Source organism: Streptomyces sp. NPDC036813, from assembly GCF_055609245.1.
The window spans coordinates 251806-272924 of sequence record NZ_JBVJPV010000014.1 but is presented as its reverse complement, the minus strand read 5'-3'; the positions used below and the strand labels follow the sequence as shown (position 1 = coordinate 272924).

The window sequence follows — 21119 nt, the reverse complement described above, 5'->3', positions numbered from 1 at the left end:
CGCCGTGCTCCGTGTCGCCGTCGTCGGTTCGGGCCCGAGCGGGGTCTACACCGCGCAGAGCCTTCTCCAGCGAAGCCCCGAGGTACGCGTCGACGTCCTGGACCGCCTGCCGTGCCCGTTCGGCCTGGTCCGCTACGGCGTCGCACCCGACCACGAGAAGATCAAGTCGCTCCAGCACACCCTCCGCGAGGTCCTGGAGGAGCCCCGGGTCCGCTTCCTGGGCGGGGTCCGGATCGGCGGACCGGGCGGCGTGCCGGCCGCACGGCTGCGGGAGCTGTACCACGCGGTGGTGTACTGCGTGGGCGCCGCCGCCGACCGGCGCCTGGGCATCCCCGGCGAGGACCTGCCGGGCAGCCGGCCGGCGACGCAGTTCGTCGCCTGGTACAGCGCCCACCCGGACGCCGCCGCCGACGGCCTTCTGGACGGCGTCCGCTCGGCCGTCGTCATCGGCGCGGGGAACGTCGCCGTCGACGTCACCCGGATGCTCGCGCGCGGCCCGGCGGAGCTGAGCCCGACCGACGTCCCTCAGGCGGCACTGACCGCGCTGGCCGCGAGCCGGGTCACCCGGATCCACATGGCGGCCCGGCGCGGCCCGTCGCAGGCCCGGTTCACCACCAAGGAGCTGCGCGAACTGGGCGCGCTTCCGGACACCGAGGTTCGCGTGGACGCGGCGGAACTCGCCTTGGACCCGGGGTACACCGATCCCTCGGAGCTCCCGGCGGCGCAGCGCCGCAACGTCGAGGTGCTGGGCGAGTGGGCGGGGCGCGCGGGCACGGGTGGCCGGCGCCGGATCGGGCTGCGGTTCTTCCTGCGGCCGGTCGAGCTGCTCGCCGACGGGGGCCGGGTGGGCGCGGTGCGTTTCGAACGGACGGCGCCGGACGGGCACGGCGGGGTGAGGGGAACCGGCCGGTTCGAGGAGATCGAGGCACAGTTGGTGCTGCGGTCGGTGGGTTACCGCGGGGTGCCGCTGGAAGGGCTGCCGTTCGACGCCGAGCAGGGCACGGTGCCGAACCTGGCCGGGCGCGTCCTGCGCGAGGGGGCCGTCGTACCGGGCGAGTACGTGGCGGGCTGGATCAAGCGGGGGCCGACGGGTGTCATCGGCACCAACCGTCCGTGCGCCCGGGAGACGGCGGCCTCGCTGCTGGAGGACGCCCCCGCGCTCATGACCGCCGAGCTGCCCGGCGATCCGCTGCACGCGCTGCGGGCGGCGGGGGCCGAGCCGGTCGAGTGGGCGGGCTGGCTGGCGATCGAGCGAGCGGAGGCGCGGCTCGGGGCGTCACTCGGACGCTTCGTCGTCAAGCTGCCGGACTGGCGGTCGCTCATGACCGCGGCACGCGCCGCCGCCCCGTGACGGGACCCGCCGGGGGTGGGCCGGGTCAGGCGGGCCGGACGCGGTGAGCGTCAAGGGGAGCTGGGCGCATTGAGGCGAGGCGGGCCGGGCGCGCTGAGCCAGGGCGGGCCGGTTCAGGCGAGTCGGGTGGCCTGGCGAGCCGCGGCGTCCAGGAGGGCGTCGAGCAGACCGGGAAAGAGGTCCTCCAGGTCCTCGCGGCGCAGGCCGTTCATCTTGGCGGTGCCCTGATAGGTCTGCTGGATCACCCCCGCCTCGCGCAGCACCCGGAAGTGGTGCGTGGTGGTCGACTTGGTGACCGGCAGGTCGAAGTGTGAGCAGGACAACTCATCGGTGGCCACAGCCAGTTCGCGCACGATGCGCAGGCGCATGGGGTCGGACAGGGCGTGCAGCACGGTCTCCAGCCGGATCTCCTCCCGCGCCGGGTGCGGGAGCTCACGGCTGCTGACGGCGGGGGTGGCGGGGGCGGGGGTCACGGCGGGCTCCAGTTCGTCGGATGCCCTCCATTGTACGAAGGCTCTCGTAGTTTGACATCCACCGTACTACGATGGCTATCGTACGAGTCGACCACCGGCCCCGTGACGAATGGAGTCCGCCGTGAGTGCGCTCTTCGAGCCCTACACCCTGCGCGAAGTGACCATCCCCAACCGTGTGTGGATGCCGCCGATGTGCCAGTACTCGGCCGCGGCCGAGGGGCCGGAGGCCGGGGTGCCGCACGACTGGCACTTCGCGCACTACGCGGCCCGTGCGGCCGGCGGCACGGGCCTGATCATCGTCGAGGCCACCGCCGTCTCGCCCGAGGGGCGGATCTCGCCGTACGACCTCGGTCTGTGGAACGACACGCAGGTCGAGGCCTTCCGCCGCATCACCCGCTTCCTCGCCGGCCAGGGGACGGTGCCCGCGATCCAGCTCGGTCACGGTGGGCGCAAGGCCTCCACCGACCAGCCGTGGGAGGGCGGGGCGCCGGTCGGGCCCGACGCGCACGGCTGGCAGCCGCTGGCACCGAGCGCCGTCGCCTTCGACGAACGGCACCCGGTACCCACCGAGCTGACGGTGGACCAGATCAAGGAGATCGTCGGCCAGTTCGCGGACGCCGCCCGGCGCGCGCTGGCCGCGGGCTTCGAGATCGTCGAGATCCACGGTGCCCACGGCTACCTGATCAGCGAGTTCCTCTCCCCGCACTCCAACCGCCGCACCGACGCCTACGGCGGCTCGTTCGAGAACCGGACCCGGTTCCCGCTCGAGGTCGTCGACGCCGTACGGGCGGTGTGGCCGGACGACAAGCCGCTGTTCTTCCGCATCTCGGCGACCGACTGGCTGGAGGAAGGCGGCTGGACCGCCGACGACACCGTGCGCTTCGCGCGGGACCTGCACGCCCACGGCGTCGATCTGCTCGACGTCTCCACCGGCGGCAACGCCTCCGGCGTGCGCATCCCGACCGAGCCCGGCTACCAGGTGCCGTTCGCCGCGCGGGTCAAGGCGGAGACGCCGCTGCCGGTGGCCGCCGTCGGCCTGATCACCGAGCCGGAACAGGCGGCGAAGATCCTCGCCAACGGTGAGGCGGACGCGGTCCTCCTCGGCCGCGAACTGCTCCGCAACCCGTCCTGGGCCCGGCACGCGGCGCGCCTGCTGGGCGGCGAGGTCCACGTGCCGGACCAGTACCACCGGTCGGTGTGACCGCGGGCGGCCGACCTGACCGGCCGCGCCGGCGGCCGGTGCGGCACGGGGTGGCGACCGCCGCCGTTCTCCAACGGGTTGTCGTCGGCACCCTTCTGTGCCGCTGACCGGGCACCGGGACGGCAAGCCCCGTCCGGAGCCCCGCGCGGCCTCCTGCCCGTCCGCGCGGCCGATCCGTGCAGCCGCGGCGGGCTGCGCCGACCGGCGCGGGGCGGGACCCCGTCCGGGGCCCCGCGCGGCCGATCCGCGGCGGCGGGCTGCGCCGACCGGGTGCCGGGGCGGCGCCCCCTCCAAGGCCAGCCAGGGTGCCGCCCCGTCCACGCGGCCGATCCGTGGCAGCCGCCCTCGGTTCCCGTCCGCGCAGCCGCGGCGAAGGCCGATGCTGCGCTCCGGTCGGCGTCCCGTCCCGTCGACCGGGCCGTCGGCCGCACCGGGGTACGGCGGACCTCACCGGCGGTGCGTCCCCGTGACCGGCCGGCCCGCGGCGCCGTGGCGGTCCGGGGCGGGTCGGAGCCGCACCCGGTCCCACCCGGCGCCCCCGCGGAACGGCCGGTCCGCGGGGGCGCTCAGGGGGCGGCCGGAGCCTCACCCGGTTTCCCACCCGGCGACCCGCCGCCCCCGCGCTCAGCTCACCGCGTCAGCCTCAGTACGGTCTCCTCCAGGCGGGGCAGGGCTCGCTGGCCCGCGAGGGCCAGGGCGATCGCCGCGGCCACGCCGGCCCAGGCGAGCGGGCCGAGCGGGGTGCAGCCGAAGACCTGGCTGGCGCCCGGTGTCTGGACCAGCAGCACCAGCGCCGCCGCCGACCCGAGCACGGTGCCCCGCACCAGCGGGCTGCCCCGCCGGTCGGCCAGCGTCTGCGCGAGCTGCGTGCCGACCACCGCGCACAACGCCATCGTCGTGGACCGGCGGGTCGTCCCCGGGGTGAACCGGCCGAACAGCCAGGCCACCACAGCCCCCAGACACGTCGTCAGGGCCCGGTGCCGGATCTGCTCGATCAGCGGCTCGCCCAGCATCGACGAGCCCAGCGGCCCGCTCGCCTCCTCCGTCGGGTCCTTCTCCGGGGTGACCGCGACGGCCATCGCCGGGAACAGGTCCGTGAAGAGGTTCACCAGCAGCATCTGCCGCGTGGACAGCGGCGCCCGGCCTCCCAGCAGGGTACCGACGATACCGAAGCCGACCTCACCCGCGTTGCCGCCGATCAGGATGGCGATGGCGTCCGCGACGCTGTGCCACAGGGCGCGGCCCTCGCCGACCGCCTCGACCAGCACCCCGAGGTCGTCATCGGTCAGTACCAGGTCCGCGGCGTTGCGCGCGGCCGCCGAGCCGCGCGCGTTGATGCCGACCCCGATGTCGGCGGCGCGGATCGCGGCGGCGTCGTTGGCTCCGTCGCCGACCATCCCGACCACCCGGCCCGCGTCCCGCAGCGCCTCCACGACCTGGAGTTTCTGCTCCGGCGCGACCCGGGCCACGACACCGCAGTCACCCAGCATGCGGGCGCGTTCGGCGCGGTCGGCGGCGGCCAACTCGTCGCCGGTGACCACGCCGGTGTCCTCCGGCCAGCCCAGCTCGACGGCGATCGCCCGCGCGGTCTGCGGGTGGTCGCCGGTCAGCATGACGGGTCGTACACCCGCCTCGCGCAGCCCGTGCACGAGCGCGTTGGACGTGTCGCGGGCCACGTCGGCCAAGGCGACCAGGCCGGTGAACTCCAGCTCGCGCAGCGCCTCTTCGAGGGCGTCGGCGCCCGACTCGTCGTCGTCCAGGCGGCGTTCGGCGACCGCCAGCACGCGCAGTCCGTCGGCGGCCAGCGCGTGCGCGGTGTCGGACGCCTCGCCTGCCCGGTCGCCGCAGGCGGGCAGGACGTTCTCCGGGGCGCCCTTGACGACCAGGACACGTCCGCCGTCCGGGGCGTGTCCCACCGCGGCGGCGTACCCGCGCGCGGCCTCGAACGGCAGCGCCTCCTCCTGCGTCCACTGCGGATCGTCGGCGGCGGCCTCCAGGACGGCCTCGTCGGTGGCGTGCACCGGCCGGTCGGACCCGCCGTTCATCTGCGGGCAGGCGCGCGCCGCCTGGATCAGGGTGCGGCTGTCCTGGGCCTCGTCCCGCTTGCGGACGGTGCCGTCGGTGTCGGTGACCCGCACCAGACGCAGCCGGTTCTCGGTGAGGGTGCCCGTCTTGTCGAAGCAGATGGTGTCCATCCGGCCGAGGGCCTCCAGGGTGCGCGGCGCCCGCACCAGCACCCCGCGCCGGCTGAGCCGGCGGGCCGCCGCGAGCTGCGCCACCGTCGCCACCAGCGGCAGCCCCTCGGGTACGGCGGCCACGGCGACCGCCACTCCCCCGCTGACCGCCTCACGGATCGGCGTGCCGCGCAGCAGCGACAGACCGGTCACGGCGGCACCGCCGGCCAGGGTCAGCGGCAGCGCCTTGCGGGTGAGTTCCTGCAGCCGGGCCTGGACGCCCGCGGAGGGCGGCTTGCGGGCGGCCAGGTGGACCGCGCGGGACGCCTCGGTGCGCTCACCGGTCTCGACGACGACGGCGCGGGCGTTTCCGGCCACCACGGTCGTCCCCTCGAAGACCATGCAGTGCCGCTCGGCCACCGCGGCGCTCGGGCAGGCGTCGATGGTCTTGTCGACCGGCAACGACTCGCCGGTCAGCGCGGACTCGTCGACCTCCAGGCCGTCCGCCCACAGCAGCCGGGCGTCGGCGGGGACGACGTCGTCCGCCTTGAGGTCGATGACGTCGCCGGGGTGCAGCTTGGCGGCGTCGACCGTACGGGGTTCGCGCCACTCGTTCGAGGTGAGGCGGGCCTTGCGCTTGTGCTCGGCGAGCAGCCCGGACAGCGCCCGCTCGGCGCGCAGCCGCTGGACGCCTCCGACCAGGGCGTTCAGATCGAGCGCGCCGACCACCAGCAACGCGTCCGCGGCCGAGCCGAGGATCGCCTCGGCGGCCGAGCCGACCGTGAGGACGGGGGTGAGCGGGTCGTGGAGTTCGCCGCGCACCGCGCGGGCCAGCTGAAGGGTCCAGCGCACCGGCGCGAGCGCGGGGACCTTCTCGGCCCGCTTGGCCATCTGGTGCACGCGGCCCGACGTCTGTTCCCTGAGTGTCGGCCGGTCCTCACGGCGCCGCGCCAGCCGCTCCCGTACGGCGTCGGCGTCCAGGGCGTGCCAGGCGACGCGTGCGCGGGGGCGCGGGGAGCGGGCCCAGGCCACGCCGAGCGCCGCCCGGGCACCGCTCAGCAGCGCGGCGGTCGCGCTCACGTCCACCGGGGCGTGCCGCAGTCCGGGAATCATCGGGGAGCGCCGGACACGGCGTGCGTCGCCGATCGCCACCAGCAGGCCCGACAGGGCGGCGCCGGACCGGGCCAGCGTCTGCGACCTGCGGCCCACGTCCCGCGCCACGGGCACGGCCCGCAGCAGCCGCCACACGTCGGGCAGGCCACCGGGCGCCACCAGGTCCGCGCCCCACACCACCGTGGCGTCGCCGTCCGCGAGCGCGACGGCCACATCGCCGGCGAGCAGCCCGGTCAGCACGTCGTCGTCCTCGGCCGCGGCCGCGCGGGCGACGGTGAGCACCGCGCCGCGTTCCCGCAGCCGGTCCACGGCCTCCCCGAGCGGCCGGTCCGCGGACACGAGGTGGTCGGCGAGTCCGGTGAAGTCCGCGAGCGCCGGGTCGTCCACCATCACCACCCGCAGCCCGGCGGCGCGGGCGGCGTCCAGTACGGCCTCGGCCCAGGGGTCGGCGCCCGCGCCCGGGGTGCGCAGCGCGCTCGGGTGCAGCAGCACCGACTGGACCGTCTCCAGCTGCCGCAGCCGCTCGCTGTCCCGTACGAGGACGCCGGTGCGGGCGAGGGCCATGCCGAGGACGGCGTTGAAGGCGGCGGGGCCGTAGCGGGCGGCCTTCGGGGAGCCGGCGAGGACCGCCTCGGCCGCCTCGTTCACGTCGTGCTTGACGAGCAGGGCCGCCACGGCGCCCAGCATGCTGCCGGTGCCCGCGTGTGCGGCGTACTGCTGGGCCGGAGTGCTGCGCAGCGGCGGGCGCGGCCGGGCGCTCGCGTGCACTCCGGTGCGGTCGGGGGTGCACAAACGGTCGTGGACGGCGTCGAATGCCGCCGAGCGGGCCACCGTCTCCGCCAGCTGGCAGGCGCGCAGTGTGCCGTCGAGCACCAGCGCGGTCGGTGTCTGCCCCGCGCCGTGCGCGGCCGCGTTGGCGGCGGCCAGCAGCAGGTCCATCCGGGAGCGGCCGAAGCGTCCGCGCAGCCAGGCCCGGACACGGGGGTTCTCGCGCAGCAGGGTCACGCACGCCGTCACCAGACGCGGGGACGGCGGAAGGTGCAGGGCGTACGCGGTCAGCGCGGCCCCGGTCCCGGCCGCGTCGGTCAGCAGCGCCGCCATGGCGGTGCGCACGCCGGCCGGGTCGCCCGGGTGCGGGAACTCCTCGATGTCGATGTCGGAGGAGTCCGCCGTGCCCAGGCCGTGGCGTTCGGCCAGGGCGGTGGCGTGTTCGACGACCCGGTCGGTCATGGCGTCCTCGGTCGCCGTCACCACCAGCCGGGCCAGCCCGCCGTCCCAGTACGCGAAGGCGACGTCGGGCCGTTCGGCAAGGATGCGCGCCACCCGCCGCGCCGTGTCCTCCAGCCCGCCCGCCCGCCGTACGTGTTCCTCGGCGGTCGGCCGCAGCGCGAGGTGCGCCCGTCGGCCGGACCGCCAGTGGCTGCCCGCGCCCGGCAGCGCACCGCGGGTGACCCGGCCGACCCGGACCGCGGCGTCCGCGCCGCGCACTCCGGCCCGGGCCGCCCCGGCGACCGCGCCCGCGGCCAGGCCGACGGCTCCGGCGGCCAGGTCCGCGGCGGGCGCGACACCGCGCGCCAGCAGGCGGGGGCCGGCAGCCGGCAGGACGGCGGCGGCCGCCGCGGGGAGCTTCAGCAAGCCCAGCGCCATGGAATCCTCACTCTTCGCCGTGTCGCGGCCGGACGTCCGGGGTGGACGCTCCCGCCCTGGTCCTCGTGGGGGACGCCGTGGTCCGTCGTGCCCGGGTTCCGGAGTAGTGCGCGCTCGCCCCCCTGGACGCGCTGAGCGCCGCGTTCTTCGCCACCTGCTTGGCGGCGCTCTTCGCCACCGCCCCTTCGTGCCGCGAGGTGGCGGGACGGGCTCCGGGAGCTCCGGTGCCCGCGGACTCGGACGAACCTGCGGGCGCGGGCCCGGGCGAGGCGGCGACGCCCTCGTGTGTCGTCGCGCCCGTGGCGTATGTGGTCCCACCGCCCGCGGCGTCCTCCGGGCCGCCCGGGGCAGGACCGGGCTCCGTGCTCGCGATGTGCGTGGACATACCGCCCGTGGCGTGGCCCGACGTGTCATCCGTCTCCTGCTCGACCCGGCCCGCCGTCTCGGACGCCGCTGCCCCGGCGGTCGCCGCGGCGCCTTCCCGTTCCCCGGACCGTGGCTGCGTCAGCCAGGCCACCGCCGCGCCGGTGAGGGCGACGGGCCACTCCACCACGCCCGCGACGCCGAGCACCCCGGCGCCGGTGTACACCGCCAGTCGCCGGCCACGCGGCGACACGGCCCCGATTCTGTCCAGCGCCCCGCCGGCCGCCCGGCCCACCAGCCCCGCGCCGGGCACCCGCCGCAGCGCCGAGACGGCGGTGCGCAGCGGCTGCGGGAGCGTCGCCGTGGGCGACTGCTGCGTTGCCATGACTGTCCTCACCTCGCGCGACCTCGCTTTCCGGAGGGCCGGGTTCCCGCAAAGCGCCTCGTCATCACGCGGTTCCGTGGAGGAGTCGCGGCGGGGCGTCAGTGGCTGATAACGCCCCTCGTGAAGCGTTGACCAGAAAGCGCTTACCCTCTACGGTCCGTTCAAGCATGTGACCGACCAAAACCCTTGAAGGGAGGGGTCGGCTCACAGCACGCGCACTTTGTTCGTCCTGCAGTCCATCTTTCACATAGCCGACCACGGAAAGGAAGGCACTCAGGACATGGCCCCCACGACACCCACGCCCACCCGGCGGCGCGCACTGACCGGCGCGCTGGCCGCCACCGGCCTTGCGTTTGGCATGCTCATGACTAGCGGCGCACTCTCCCCGGCGAGCGCGGCCACCTGGCCCACCGCCAACGGCAGCCAGGCGGTCTCCTCGACCATCGAGCTGTCCGGCACCAAGGACTACGGGATGAAACGCCTGTACGGCACCGGGGACCTCGGCTCCGGCAGCCAGGACGAGGACCAGGGGCCGATCCTGGAACTCGCCCCCGGGACCGTCCTGAAGAACGTCGTCATCGGCTCCCCCGCCGCGGACGGCATCCACTGTCTGGGCAGCTGCACGCTGCAGAACGTCTGGTGGGAGGACGTCGGCGAGGACGCGGCCACCTTCCTCGGCTCGTCCTCGTCCAACGTCTACACGGTCTCGGGCGGCGGGGCGAAGGAGGCCGGCGACAAGGTCTTCCAGTTCAACGGCGCCGGAACGCTCAACGTGTCGAACTTCGCGGTGAAGAACTTCGGCAAGCTGGTGCGCAGCTGCGGCAACTGCAGGACGCAGTACAAGCGGACGATCAATCTCAACACCATCGAGGCGACCTACAAGGGCACCGCGCTCGTCGGGATCAACACCAACTACGGCGACAGCGCCACGCTGCGGAACATCACCCTCGTCGGTGACACGAGCAAGAAGATCGTCCCGTGCCAGAAGTACATCGGCAACAACACGGGCAAAGAACCGACCACCAACGGCTCCGGCCCCGACGGCACCTACTGCAAGTACTCCGCGTCCGACATCACCTACAAGTGAGCCCGCCGAAGTGAACGGCGGCCGTACGCGGAGGCGTTCGCCCTCCTCGTACGGCCGCCGGTGCCGTCACCCCGTGCGGGCGTGGCCCACCGAGGCGGCCAGCTCCGCCTGGTACGCGGCATAGGCGGCCCGCAGGGCCGGGGCCGGCCAGTCCTCGGGGAGCAGCTCGGACGGCAGCACGGGGTCGGCGAGAAGGTGCCGTACGAGCGCGGCGAAGGCGGCGAGCCGGTCGGCCGGGCGGTCGGCCTCGTCCGCGTGGGCGAGCAGGGCCCGTGCGGTGGCGGACCAGGCGTCCAACGGCCACAGCTGCGCGACCAGTTCACGTGCGGGGCGGTCCGGGCGGGCCGTGTAGGACTGGGCGACCTCGGCGAGCCCGGCAGGCAGCGGCCGGTCGAGATTGGCCGGGCGCAGCCAGACGCCCTCGCGCAGTTCCGCCAGGCGCAGGGCTGCCAACCGGCTGCGCAGGTCGGCGCGTTCGGCGGGGCCACGGCCGGTCGCAGTGATCACGACCATCTCCCAGTCGCCGTGCCACGCGCGCGTCCGGGGCCGGACCGCCTCGTCCTGGCGGCGCCGGCGTTCCAGGAGGCGGTCGCCGATGCGGTAGCCGGTGCCGGTGCGCCGCAGATCGCCGGCTGAGGTCATCCGGCTGAGCGCGGCCCGCAGCGTGGACCCGCCGACGCCGAACGGCTCCACCGCGCGGGTCAGCTCCCTGACCGGCAGCTCCGGCGGATGGGCGCCGAGCAGCAGGCTCAGGACGATCGAACGGGCGGAGAGCGGGCGCAGGGCGAGGCCGCCGCCGGGCGGATCCTCCGAGACGTGCGTGCTGCGCATGGGGACGTACTGTAACCGCGCCGCTCGCTGTTGCACTATTGCTACGATCGCAGACAGAGTGCAACATGACGGCTATGACTTCGCTCCCGGGCTCCGCGTGGCCGCAGCCGTACCGCACGCACGACGTCACCAACCAGCCGCCGCCGCTCGCGCCGTACGACGCCTCCGACGACGTGGCGCTGCTCGAGGGTCTGCGCCGGGAGGGCGCCGGCTGGGCCGAGGCCGACATCCGGCGGCTCGGCGAACGGGCGGGTGGCGTGCAGGCCCAGGAGTGGGGCGACCTGGCCAACCGGCACGAGCCCGAACTGCGCACCCACGACCGGTACGGCGACCGGATCGACGAGGTCGAGTTCCATCCGGCGTGGCACGACCTGATGCGGGTGGCGGTCGCCGAGGGTCTGGCCGGGGCGCCGTGGGCGGACGGACGTCCCGGTGCGCACGTCGCGCGGACGGCGGGCGGACTGGTGTGGGGGCACAGCGAGGCGGGGCACGGCTGCCCGACGTCGATGACCTACGCCGCCGTGCCCGCGCTGCGCCGCGAACCGGAACTGGCCAAGGTGTACGAACCGCTGCTGACCAGCCGCGAGTACGACCCCGGGCTGCGGGTGCCGGCCCAGAAGCGCGGTCTGCTCGCGGGCATGGGGATGACGGAGAAGCAGGGCGGCTCCGACGTCCGGACGAACACGACGACGGCCACGCCGACCGCCGAGCCGGGCGTGTACACACTGCGCGGGCACAAGTGGTTCACCTCGGCGCCGATGTGCGACGTGTTCCTGGTGCTCGCCCAGGCGCCGGAGGGTTTGTCGTGCTTCCTGGTCCCGCGCATCCTGCCGGACGGCAGCCGCAACCCGTTCCGGGTGCAGCGGCTGAAGGACAAGCTCGGTAACCGGTCCAACGCGTCCTCGGAACCGGAGTTCGACGGGACGGTGGCCTGGCTGGTCGGGCCGGAGGGCCAGGGCGTCAAGACGATCATCGAGATGGTCAACTGCACACGGCTCGACTGTGTGATGGCCTCCGCGACGCTGATGCGCAAGACGCTGGTGGAGGCCGGTCACCATGTCCGGCACCGCAGCGCCTTCGGGGCGCGACTGCTGGACCAGCCGCTGATGCGCAACGTGCTGGCCGATCTCGCGCTGGAGTCCGAGGCCGCGACGACGCTGACACTGCGGCTGGCCGGAGCGGCCGACCGGGCGGTGCGCGGCGACGAGGGCGAGCGGGCGTTCCGCCGGATCGCCACGGCCATCGGCAAGTACTGGGTGACCAAGCGGGGCCCGGCCTTCACCGCCGAGGCCCTGGAGTGCCTCGGTGGCAATGGCTACGTGGAGGACTCGGGCATGCCGCGGCACTACCGTGAGGCGCCGCTGCTGTCGATCTGGGAGGGGTCCGGGAACGTCAACGCGCTCGACGTGCTGCGCGCCCTGGTCCGCGAGCCGGTGACCGCGGAGGCCCTGTTCGCCGAGTTCGCCCTGGCCCAGGGTGCGGACGCGCGCCTGGACACCGCCGTGACGCGGCTGCGGGACGACCTGCGGGAGGCGTCACCGGTCGGCGCCCGCCGCCTGGTGGAGCGGATGGCACTCACCCTCCAGGCGTCGCTCCTGGTCCGTCACGCCCCGCCCGCGGTGGCCGACGCCTTCTGCGCGACCCGCCTCGGCGGCGACTGGGGACTCGCCTTCGGCACCCTGCCGGCCACGGCGGACCTGGACGGAATCCTGGGGCGGGCGCTTGCGGAGGGCGCGTGAGGCGGCGGGGCCGTCGGGTGACGGGACGGTGAGTGGCCCTCCTCCGTCGGCGGCAGGGCCGCGGCGTCCACCTCGCCGCGCACGGCGATCAGCAGCGGCACCGACGGCACCAAGGCATCGGCTCCCTTGATCATCCGTCCCACGGTCGTCAGCCCGTCCTGCCCCTCCCCCACAGCGGGCCGAAGCGGGCCCACTCCGCCTCCCACTGATCCAGTCGGCGCTGCTCGAGGCGGCTGCGCAGGGCGCGGCCGGCGACGAAGGGGACGACCGCGGTACTCACTCCGGCCAGGGTGCCGAGCAGGACGGCGCGCAGGTGGGCCTGTCCGGCGGTGGCGGGGCGGGAGACGAGGCGGCCTCGGGGGTCGGTCCACACCGTCACCTGGCCGCCCGTCGCGCTGCCCGGCCGCACCCGGACCTGACCGGTGTGCGCGGAGCCGTCCGCCGCCCGCCAGGACACGTCCGCCCACACGTGGTCGGCGCCGGTGCCGGCCGTGGGCGCCCGCTGGGTGAGGCGGGCGACGACGGGACGCCATTCGGCACGCTCGCGGGCCAGCCCCTGCTCCACCGACCGGGAGGCGCCGAGCCCGGCGAGCACTCCGGCCACGACGGTGCACGTCCACAGCGCGAGCACCACCCAGGCCTCCACCTTGTCGGCGCGGCGCCTGAGCGGATTGCGCCGCCAGCGCCACAGCCAGACCTCGGGACCACGGACCGCCATCGACGGCATCCTCCTCATCAGCGCGAGCATCCCCGGCGCCCTCCAGTACGGCGGACGGGCGCCCGGTGCTCAGGACGAGCCCTGCGCTTCGACGGTCCCACGGTCGTCCGCGCCCCGCACGCGTTGTCGGGAAAACGCCCCGCGCACCGCCCGCGTCTGCCACAATCGCCGCTCTGACCTGCGGCGACACCCTCCGGAGAGGCCGCTGTCAGTGGTGGGGTGCACACTGGCCGATGTCTGGGACAAAGACGTCGCGGAGGTGTTCGGCATGACCGAGGTACTACTGGCCGTGGGCACCCGCAAGGGCCTGTTCATCGGGCGCGGGCGGGACGGCGGCTGGGAATTCGACGAGAGCCCGTACTTCAACGCACAGGCCGTGTACTCGGTCGCGATCGACACGCGCGGCGGCACCCCGCGGCTGCTGGCGGGCGGCGACAGCGCGCACTGGGGGCCGTCGGTGTTCCACTCCGACGACCTGGGCCGCACCTGGAAGGAGCCGTCCAAGCCGGCGGTCAAGTTCCCCAAGGACACGGGTGCTTCGCTGGAGCGGGTGTGGCAGCTGCACCCGGCGGCGGCCGAGCACGACGTGGTGTACGCGGGCACGGAACCGGCGGCGCTGTACCGCTCGGAGGACCGCGGGGAGACCTTCGAGCTGGTCCGCCCGCTGTGGGAGCACCCCACGCGGTCGAAGTGGGTGCCGGGCGGCGGCGGGGAGGGGCTGCACACGGTGCTCACCGACCGGCGGGACGCGCGGGCGGTGACGGTGGCCGTGTCCACGGCCGGCGTGTTCCGCACCACCGACGGCGGCGCCAGCTGGGTCCCGTCCAACTCCGGTGTCTCCGCGGTGTTCCTGCCGGATCCGAACCCGGAGTTCGGCCAGTGCGTGCACAAGGTGACGCGGGACGCGGCCAATCCGGACCGGCTCTACCTGCAGAACCACTGGGGGGTGTACCGCAGCGACGACGCGGGCGCCCACTGGACGGACATCGGTGAGGGGCTGCCGTCGACGTTCGGTTTCGCCGCGGCCGCGCATCCGCACCGCGGTGACACGGCGTACGTGTTCCCGATCAACGCCGACGCCGACCGGGTGCCGGCCGGCCGGCGCTGCCGTGTCTACCGCACGGCGGACGCGGGCAAGAGCTGGGAGCCGCTCACGGCGGGCCTGCCGCAGGAGGACCACTACGGCACGGTGTTGCGGGACGCGCTGTGCACGGACGACGCCGACCCGGCGGGTGTCTACTTCGGCAACCGCAACGGCGAGGTGTTCGCCTCGGCCGACGACGGCGACACCTGGCGGCAGTTGGCGTCGCATCTGCCGGACGTGCTGTGTGTGCGGGCGGCCGTGATCGGATGAGGTCCATGGGGGGAACGGGGGAACGAGGGGGGGAACACAGTGGACACGGTGTGGCGGGCGGGTGTTGGCCACCGGTTGATCGTCACCTTGTGTACGGCAGTAGGGTGACGCCCGTGGCACCACGACCGTTGCATGAAATCGTCGAAGCAGGCTGGGCGAAGGCCCTGGAACCCGTGGCCGGGCGCATCGCCGCGATGGGTGACTTCCTCCGCGCGGAGATCGCCGCGGGGCGCACCTATCTCCCGGCGGGCGCCAACGTCCTACGGGCGTTCCAGCAGCCGTTCGACGAGGTCCGCGTCCTGATCGTCGGGCAGGACCCCTATCCGACGCCGGGGCATGCGGTGGGGCTGTCGTTCTCGGTCGCGCCGGACGTGCGGCCGCTGCCCGGCAGCCTCATCAACATCTACCGCGAGCTGCAGGCCGACCTGGGGCTGCCGGCCCCGTCCAACGGTGATCTGACCCCGTGGACCCAGCAGGGGGTGCTGCTGCTGAACAGGGCGCTCACCACGGCCCCGCGCAAGCCCGCGGCGCATCGCGGCAAGGGCTGGGAGGAGGTCACCGAGCAGGCGATCCGGGCGCTGGCGGCCCGGGGCAAGCCGCTGGTGTCCATCCTGTGGGGGCGGGACGCGCGCAATCTGCGTCCGTTGCTCGGTGACCTGCCGAGCGTGGAGTCGGCGCACCCCTCCCCCATGTCCGCCGACCGCGGCTTCTTCGGCTCCCGTCCGTTCAGCCGGGCCAACGACCTGCTGATCCGCCAGGGCGGCCAGCCGGTGGACTGGTGCCTGCCGTGACCCCGGCCGACGCGGCGCGCGGTGCTTCCTCCGCGCCCACGGCCGACGCCGCCGGCGGGGATGCCACGGCGCCCGACGGGCACGCCGGTGTCCGAGGGCGCGCCGGGGGCGTCGAGGCGCCCGGCCCCGACGGGACCGCCGAGTCCCCTGGACCTGTCACGCGGCCTGCCGGTGCCGCCGCTCCCGTTGGGCGGGTGGCCGCACCCGGAGCCGCCGACGCGGTGGGACACGAGCCGGTCGGGCGCGCCGCGACGCGCCCCGGCGAAGCCGATGCGGTGGTGCTCGCCGTCGACTCCGGAGGTTCCGGGCTGCGCGTGGCCGTCGGGACGGTCGCGCGGGGGGTGCTGGGGCAGCGGGCCTCGCGTGAGCCGGTGCGCACCGGTGACCGGGGCATCGACGCGGATCATCTACTGGCCCAACTGCTTCCGCAGACCCGGGCGTTGCTCGCCGAAACCGGGCTGTCGGCGCCGGTCGCGGCGACCGTCGGGGCGGCGGGGCTCGCCACCCTCGGTGAGGCGCTGAGGGCTGAACTGCCGGGCGCGCTGCGGCAGGAGCTGGGGGTGCGGCGGCTGGCGCTGGCCGCGGACGCCGTCACGGCGTACACCGGCGCTCTGGGCCCGCGCCCCGGCGCGGTGATCGCGGCAGGTACGGGTCTGATCGCCGTCGGCACGGATCTGACCGGCTGGCGGCGGGCCGACGGCTGGGGTCATCTGCTCGGCGACTGCGGTTCCGGCGCGTGGATCGGGCGGGCCGGTCTGGAGGCCGCGCTGCGCGCCCACGACGGCCGGCCCGGCGGTTCGGCGGCGCTGCTGGCCTGCGCCGAGAAGACGTTCGGGCCGGTCGCCGGATTGCCCGGCGCGCTGTACCCGCGCCCCGACCGCCCGGCCGTCCTCGCCTCGTTCGCGCCGCAGGTGGCGGTGTGCGCCGCCGACGGCGACCCGGTGGCCGTGGCCGTTGTGCGCGAGGCGGCCCGGCACATCGCCGACTCGGCGGCCGCCGTGTGCCCCCCTTCGGGGGAACCGTGCGTGGCTCTCACCGGTGGCCTGTTCAAGACGGGCGATCCTCTGCTCGTCCCCCTGGAGGAGGAACTGGCCGCACGGCTGCCGCACGCGCGCCGGGTGCCCGCCGAGGGCGACCCCCTGCACGGCGCGGTCCGCGTCGCCACCGCTCTCGCCCTGGGCACCCTGGCCCTGCCCGCCGACGGCACGATGCTGCACGTGCTGGATACGGCGGGGCCGTGACCCGGCAATCCGCCCGCACGGAACAAGTCGCCCGGAACAGACACCGATCACTTCCAAACCGTACGTAACTCATCAGACAAATCCGGACGGATACCGCTCACCTGCACCCTCCCCGAACAGGGGAGCCCAGGAAACCAGTAACATGCGGCGCCATGAGCTCCCCCACTGGGCCCGCGTCCGGCCTGCCAGTACGAATGCCGCGCCCCCGCCAGCCCGGGCGGCACCGCCGACCCGAGCCCCTGGCGGCTCCCGAGGGCGCGCCCGCGCTCGTCCTCGCGGTTCCGGGCACGACCGGCGCCGCCACGCGCAGCCTCGCCGAGGAGGTCGTGAGCATCGCGCGCTCCGAGCTGCCCGGCCTGGACGCGCGGATCGGGTACGTGGACGGGGACGACGCGGAGTTCCCGACGCTGCAGTCGGTGCTCGTGTACGCCGCGGAGGAGCGCACCGCCCGCTACGAGCAGGCCCTCGCCGCCGGTCTCGAGGTCAAGGAGCCCGAGGGCCCGGTCGCGGTCGTCGTGCCGCTGCTGGCCGGTCCGGACAACGCGCTGCTGCGCCGGATCCGCCAGGCCCTGATGGACAGCCGGGTCGCCGCCGAGCTGACCGACGTCCTCGGCCCGCACCCGCTGCTCGCCGAGGCGCTGCACGTGCGCCTGTCGGAGGCCGGTCTGGCCCGCGCGGACCGTGCCCGCCTGTTCACCGTGGCGACGGCCGCGGACGGCATCATCCTCGCGGCCGTGGGCGGCGAGGAGGCGGTGCAGGCGGCCGGGATCACGGGCATGCTGCTCGCCGCGCGCCTCGCCGTGCCGGTGATGGCGGCCGCCCTCGACCAGGAGGGTTCGATCGCGAACGTCGCCGAGCAGCTGCGCTCCTCCGGTTCCCAGCAGCTGGCCCTCGCGCCGTACCTGATCGGCCCGGAGATCGACGCCTCGCTGGTCGAGGGGGCGGCCAAGGAGGCGGGCTGCCCGGCGGCCGAGGCGCTCGGCCCGTACCCGGCGATCGGCAAGCTGGCCCTGGCCAAGTACACGACGGCGCTGGGCATCGCGCCGCAGCAGGCGCAGGGCGCCCCGGTCCGCTGACCCGTACGACATTCCCGGAGACACCCGGACGAAAGCCGAAGGGCCCGCTCCCCACAGGGGAGCGGGCCCTTCGGCGTACGGTCCGACGAGCCGGACCGGGCGGTCAGGCGAGGACCACGCAGGACGCCGCGGGGACCGCGATCGAGCCGCCGCGCCGGGGCAGCCCGGTGGCCGGCTGCACCGCGAACCAGGTCACGTCGCCGGAGCGCTCGTTGGCGACGTACAGGACGCCGTCGGCCTCGCTGAGCGCCCGCGGCCAGTGACCGCCGCACGGCACCGTCCCGACGAGCCGCAGCACGTCGCCGCCGCCCTCCACCGCGAAGACGGACAGCACGTCCTCGCCGCGGGTGGCGATCCACAGGAAGCGGCCGTCGGGCGAGGCGACGATTCCGGACGGGTAGGCGTCACCGGCCGGGGCGTACGGCAGCACGGGCGTCTCGGCGAGCGGGGTGAGGACGCCGCCGGCGGCGTCCCAGCGGCAGACGGTGACCGTGGGCGTCAGTTCGTTGACGACGTAGGCGTACCCGCCGGACGGGTGGAACGCCAGGTGGCGCGGGCCGGAGCCGGGCCGCATCGCGAACTCCCGGTGCACGGACGGGCTGCCGTCCGCCAGGGTGCACACCCGCACCGAGTCCGTGCCGAGGTCGACGCTGACCGCCCAGCGGCCGCTGGGGTCGGGCTGCACCTGGTGGGCGTGCGGGCCCTGCTGTCGCTTGCTGTGCGGTCCGGAGCCGGTGTGCCGCAGCACGCCGGAGGCGGCGGGCGCGAGGGTCCCGTCGGCGCGGACGGGGACGGCGGTGACGCTGCCGGAGCCGTAGTCGGCGGTCAGGACGTGGCCGTCGTACAGGCTGAGATACGTGGGGCCGCCGCCGACCGCGACGCGGGGGCCGGCCGGCTCGGGCTTGTCGCCGTCGACTCGGAACGCGGCGATGACGCCCTCGGAGGTCTCGCTGACCGCGTACAGCGTGCGGCCGTCGGGCGACAGGGCCAGGTAGGAGGGGTCGGGGAGGCCGTCGACGCTGCTCAGGGGCGTCAGCGCGCCAGTGCCGGCCGCGACGGCCGCCGTGAGGATGCCGGGGCCGCCGGCCGCCGTGAACGACCCGATGAACGCCCGCCGACCGCTGTTCGCCACCGCTGTCCCCTCTCGTCACCCGGTATCGGGTGCGACGCTAGCAGCCGACGGACCCGGTCTAGACCAAACAGGGCCAGATCGCCGGGAGAGGACGGAGAGGACGACGGAAGGTGCGCGGTCCACCGGCCGTGCCGGGTCAGCGGGGCTCCGGCCCCCGCGGGAGTGTCGCCGCGTCCGCGTCGACCGCCCTCACGCGCCCACCAGGGGTGAGCCCGACGGGGTGCGCAGCGGGGTGGCCAGTTCGGCGAGGGCGCGCTCCAGGCCGTGCAGGTGGGCGAGGGCGGCCGGTTCGGTGGCCGGAGGGTGGGAACAGACCGCGAGCTCGCGGGTTTCACCCTCGGTCAGTGCCTCCACCGCCGTCTGCACCCGCCAGCACGCCGCGGCCAGACGGGCGTCGTGGGAGGCCTCGGGGTCGGCGGCGACGGCGACCAGGCCGCGGATCTCGCGGGCGCAGTCGTCGAGCAGGGCGAGGACGGTCCGGGCCCGCTCCTTGCGGCCGCGCATCGGGTTCAGCGGGTGCACCAGCGGCGCGATGGACAGCCGGACCCGGCCGAGCAGCTGCTCCAGCTCGGCCACCCGCGGCGCCGGGTCGGCATCGGGCGTGCCGGCGAGGCGCGCCGCGGCCTCGGCGGTACAGGCGTGCACGCAGCGCAGGGCACGCTGGATCCACGCGTCGGTGACGGCGTGCGTGGTGACCGGCAGCACGAACAGCACGGCGAGCACGGCGCCGAGCGCCCCCACGGCGGTCTCCGTCAGCCGCAGCGCCAGCAGCCCGGGGGTGAGGACGCCGAGGAGGCCGTAGAGCAGCTCGGCCAGCAGCGTCACGCAGAGCATCATCCAGGTGTAGGAGACGGCCGCAGAGTAGAAGATGCCGAAAACACACGCGGCGACGAGGACGGCCGTGGGGACGGGAGCCCCGTGCACGGGCACGGCGACGAGCAGGCCGAGCCCGATGCCGATGACGGTGCCGAGCACCCGGCGGAAGCCGCGCACCAGGGTCTCGCCGCGCGAGGTGGTGTTGACGAAGACCCACCAGGTGGCGCCGACGGCCCAGTACCAGCGCTGTCCGCTGACCAGCTGGCCGACGACCAGGGCGAACCCGGCGCCGGTGAACGCCTGGACGGCCTGCCGGGTGGTCACCCGGGCCAGTACGCCGCCGCCGGGCGGCGCGGGCGCGGCGGCCGGGGGCAGGCGTCGCTCGTAGCACCACAACCCGAAGCGCACCGCGGCCGCGGACGCCACGGACAGCAGCAGCGCCACGAACAGCTCGGGAAGTTGCCGGGGGCCGGCGTGCAGGAACTGAGCGATGAAGAACATCATGAACGCGAACACGCCGAGGCTGTGCCCGCGCGGCCCCCACCGGCGCGCGTACACGCCCGCGCCGACGACGGCGAGGAACGTGACGTCGCGCAGGACGGGCAGGTCGTGCAGCACGGCCGCGGCAGCGAGCACCGGCAGTCCGGCGACGGGCAGCAGGGCCGTGGTGACGGCCTGGCGGCGCACGGTGGCGTCGGCGACCGTGAACAGGGCGAGCAGCGCGGCGAGTCCGCCGGTGACGGCGCCCGGGAGGGAGTGTCCGGCCAGGCCACACACGATCACGGCCAGCCCGATACCGAGCACGGCCCGCGCCGCGAAGCACAGCCGCACCCGCCCCGGGTCCGGAGCCACGAACACCCGCTTCAGCACTGTCTACCGCCCCCTTGGCACACTCGCACGAAAAAGGCGCCGCGGAGGTCCGCAGCGCCATCGACCTCACTATGAGAGCATCAACGCCGCTGCTGGCTCAAGTCTTCACCTGAGCACTGGGCCATTGGCCCAATAAGAGCAGTCTCTCTTCGGCCGTAGACAGGCCAACGGACCAGCCTCGCTGGTCCGCCCGGCCAGCGCACCGCTGAGCCATTGGTACAGTCGGCAGTGATCGCCGCACGACCTGGAAGACCGGTGGAACCATGACCGTGGACGAGCTCGACACCCGCATCCTGCGGTTGCTGCTCGAACAGCCGCGCACGAGCGTGCGCGAGTACGCCCGCATCCTCGGCGTGGCCCGCGGCACGCTCCAGGCGCGGCTGGACCGCCTCGAGCGGGACGGCGTCATCACCGGTACCGGCCCGACCCTCTCCCCCGCCGCGCTGGGCCACCCGGTGCTGGCGTTCGTGCACATCGAGGTCACGCAGGGCCACCTCGACGACGTGGGCGACGCCCTGGCGGCCGTACCGGAGATCGTCGAGGCGTTCTCGATCACCGGCGGCGGGGACATGCTGACCCGGGTCGTGGCACGCGACAACGCACACCTGGAGGACGTGATCCAGAAGGTGATCAGCCTGCCCGGCGTGGTGCGCACCCGCACGGAGGTCGCCCTGCGCGAACGCGTCCCGCACCGTCTGCTGCCCCTGGTGGAGTCGATCGGGCGGCAGACGGCGCAGTGAGGACGCCGGACGGCTCG

General features: G+C 75.0%; 16 protein-coding genes. 9 read left to right on the top strand and 7 right to left on the bottom strand.

Features of this window, described 5'->3' with window-relative positions; translation table 11 throughout:
* Window positions 1-4 precede the first annotated feature (4 nt).
* Window positions 5-1351: an FAD-dependent oxidoreductase gene (locus tag ACZ67Q_RS28015; protein ID WP_471187476.1), complete on the top strand. Its 1347-nt coding sequence runs from the start codon at window positions 5-7 to the stop codon at window positions 1349-1351.
* Window positions 1352-1464: 113 nt separating this feature from the next.
* Here the strand turns inward: ACZ67Q_RS28015 and ACZ67Q_RS28010 are convergent, their stop codons facing one another.
* The gene (locus tag ACZ67Q_RS28010) at window positions 1465-1824 is read right to left on the bottom strand and encodes an ArsR/SmtB family transcription factor (protein WP_471187473.1); all 360 of its coding nucleotides are present in this window, start codon (window positions 1822-1824) and stop codon (window positions 1465-1467) included.
* A 121-nt stretch (window positions 1825-1945) separates the two neighbouring features.
* Here ACZ67Q_RS28010 and ACZ67Q_RS28005 point away from each other — a divergent pair, with 121 nt between their 5' ends.
* On the top strand, window positions 1946-3025 hold the full coding sequence (locus ACZ67Q_RS28005; protein ID WP_471187470.1) for an NADH:flavin oxidoreductase/NADH oxidase: 1080 nt from the start codon (window positions 1946-1948) through the stop codon (window positions 3023-3025).
* A 629-nt stretch (window positions 3026-3654) separates the two neighbouring features.
* Here the strand turns inward: ACZ67Q_RS28005 and ACZ67Q_RS28000 are convergent.
* On the bottom strand, window positions 3655-7959 hold the full coding sequence (locus ACZ67Q_RS28000; RefSeq protein ID WP_471187469.1) for an HAD-IC family P-type ATPase: 4305 nt from the start codon (window positions 7957-7959) through the stop codon (window positions 3655-3657).
* A gap of 7 nt (window positions 7960-7966) precedes the next feature.
* A complete protein-coding gene (locus ACZ67Q_RS27995; protein WP_471187466.1) occupies window positions 7967-8707 on the bottom strand; it encodes a hypothetical protein in 741 nt (246 codons plus the stop codon).
* Between the two features lie 280 nt (window positions 8708-8987).
* On the opposite strand from ACZ67Q_RS27995, the gene ACZ67Q_RS27990 reads away from it, so the two are divergent.
* Window positions 8988-9794, top strand: a complete 807-nt coding sequence (locus ACZ67Q_RS27990) for a pectate lyase (protein ID WP_471187463.1) — start codon at window positions 8988-8990, stop codon at window positions 9792-9794.
* A 66-nt stretch (window positions 9795-9860) separates the two neighbouring features.
* On the opposite strand, the gene ACZ67Q_RS27985 is transcribed toward ACZ67Q_RS27990, so the two are convergent.
* A complete protein-coding gene (locus ACZ67Q_RS27985) occupies window positions 9861-10625 on the bottom strand; it encodes a PaaX family transcriptional regulator C-terminal domain-containing protein (RefSeq protein WP_471187460.1) in 765 nt (254 codons plus the stop codon).
* Window positions 10626-10699: 74 nt separating this feature from the next.
* Between ACZ67Q_RS27985 and ACZ67Q_RS27980 the strand changes: the two genes are divergently transcribed.
* Window positions 10700-12364: an acyl-CoA dehydrogenase family protein gene (locus ACZ67Q_RS27980; protein ID WP_471187457.1), complete on the top strand. Its 1665-nt coding sequence runs from the start codon at window positions 10700-10702 to the stop codon at window positions 12362-12364.
* 148 nt (window positions 12365-12512) lie between these two features.
* Here ACZ67Q_RS27980 and ACZ67Q_RS27975 read toward each other — a convergent pair whose 3' ends face one another.
* Window positions 12513-13082: an Rv1733c family protein gene (locus tag ACZ67Q_RS27975; RefSeq protein ID WP_471187454.1), complete on the bottom strand. Its 570-nt coding sequence runs from the start codon at window positions 13080-13082 to the stop codon at window positions 12513-12515.
* Window positions 13083-13350: 268 nt separating this feature from the next.
* On the opposite strand from ACZ67Q_RS27975, the gene ACZ67Q_RS27970 reads away from it, so the two are divergent.
* From ACZ67Q_RS27970 to ACZ67Q_RS27955, 4 genes are all read left to right on the top strand, one after another.
* Window positions 13351-14436 (top strand): WD40/YVTN/BNR-like repeat-containing protein, encoded by a 1086-nt coding sequence (locus tag ACZ67Q_RS27970; RefSeq protein WP_471187452.1) that lies wholly within the window; start codon window positions 13351-13353, stop codon window positions 14434-14436.
* Window positions 14437-14549: 113 nt separating this feature from the next.
* Entirely contained in the window at window positions 14550-15227 is a 678-nt protein-coding gene (locus ACZ67Q_RS27965; protein ID WP_471187449.1) for a uracil-DNA glycosylase, read from the top strand.
* Between the two features lie 221 nt (window positions 15228-15448).
* Window positions 15449-16468: an N-acetylglucosamine kinase gene (locus ACZ67Q_RS27960; RefSeq protein WP_471187536.1), complete on the top strand. Its 1020-nt coding sequence runs from the start codon at window positions 15449-15451 to the stop codon at window positions 16466-16468.
* 152 nt (window positions 16469-16620) lie between these two features.
* The gene (locus ACZ67Q_RS27955; protein WP_471187446.1) at window positions 16621-17544 is read left to right on the top strand and encodes a sirohydrochlorin chelatase; all 924 of its coding nucleotides are present in this window, start codon (window positions 16621-16623) and stop codon (window positions 17542-17544) included.
* Window positions 17545-17647: 103 nt separating this feature from the next.
* On the opposite strand, the gene ACZ67Q_RS27950 is transcribed toward ACZ67Q_RS27955, so the two are convergent.
* Together ACZ67Q_RS27950 and ACZ67Q_RS27945 are read right to left on the bottom strand one after the other, a co-directional pair.
* Window positions 17648-18676: a lactonase family protein gene (locus ACZ67Q_RS27950; protein WP_471187443.1), complete on the bottom strand. Its 1029-nt coding sequence runs from the start codon at window positions 18674-18676 to the stop codon at window positions 17648-17650.
* Between the two features lie 189 nt (window positions 18677-18865).
* Window positions 18866-20362 carry an FUSC family protein gene (locus ACZ67Q_RS27945; protein ID WP_471187440.1) on the bottom strand — a complete coding sequence of 499 codons (1497 nt, stop codon included), beginning with the start codon at window positions 20360-20362 and terminating at the stop codon, window positions 18866-18868.
* Window positions 20363-20625: 263 nt separating this feature from the next.
* Between ACZ67Q_RS27945 and ACZ67Q_RS27940 the strand changes: the two genes are divergently transcribed.
* Window positions 20626-21102 carry an Lrp/AsnC family transcriptional regulator gene (locus tag ACZ67Q_RS27940; RefSeq protein ID WP_471187437.1) on the top strand — a complete coding sequence of 159 codons (477 nt, stop codon included), beginning with the start codon at window positions 20626-20628 and terminating at the stop codon, window positions 21100-21102.
* The last annotated feature ends 17 nt before the right edge of the window (window positions 21103-21119 follow it).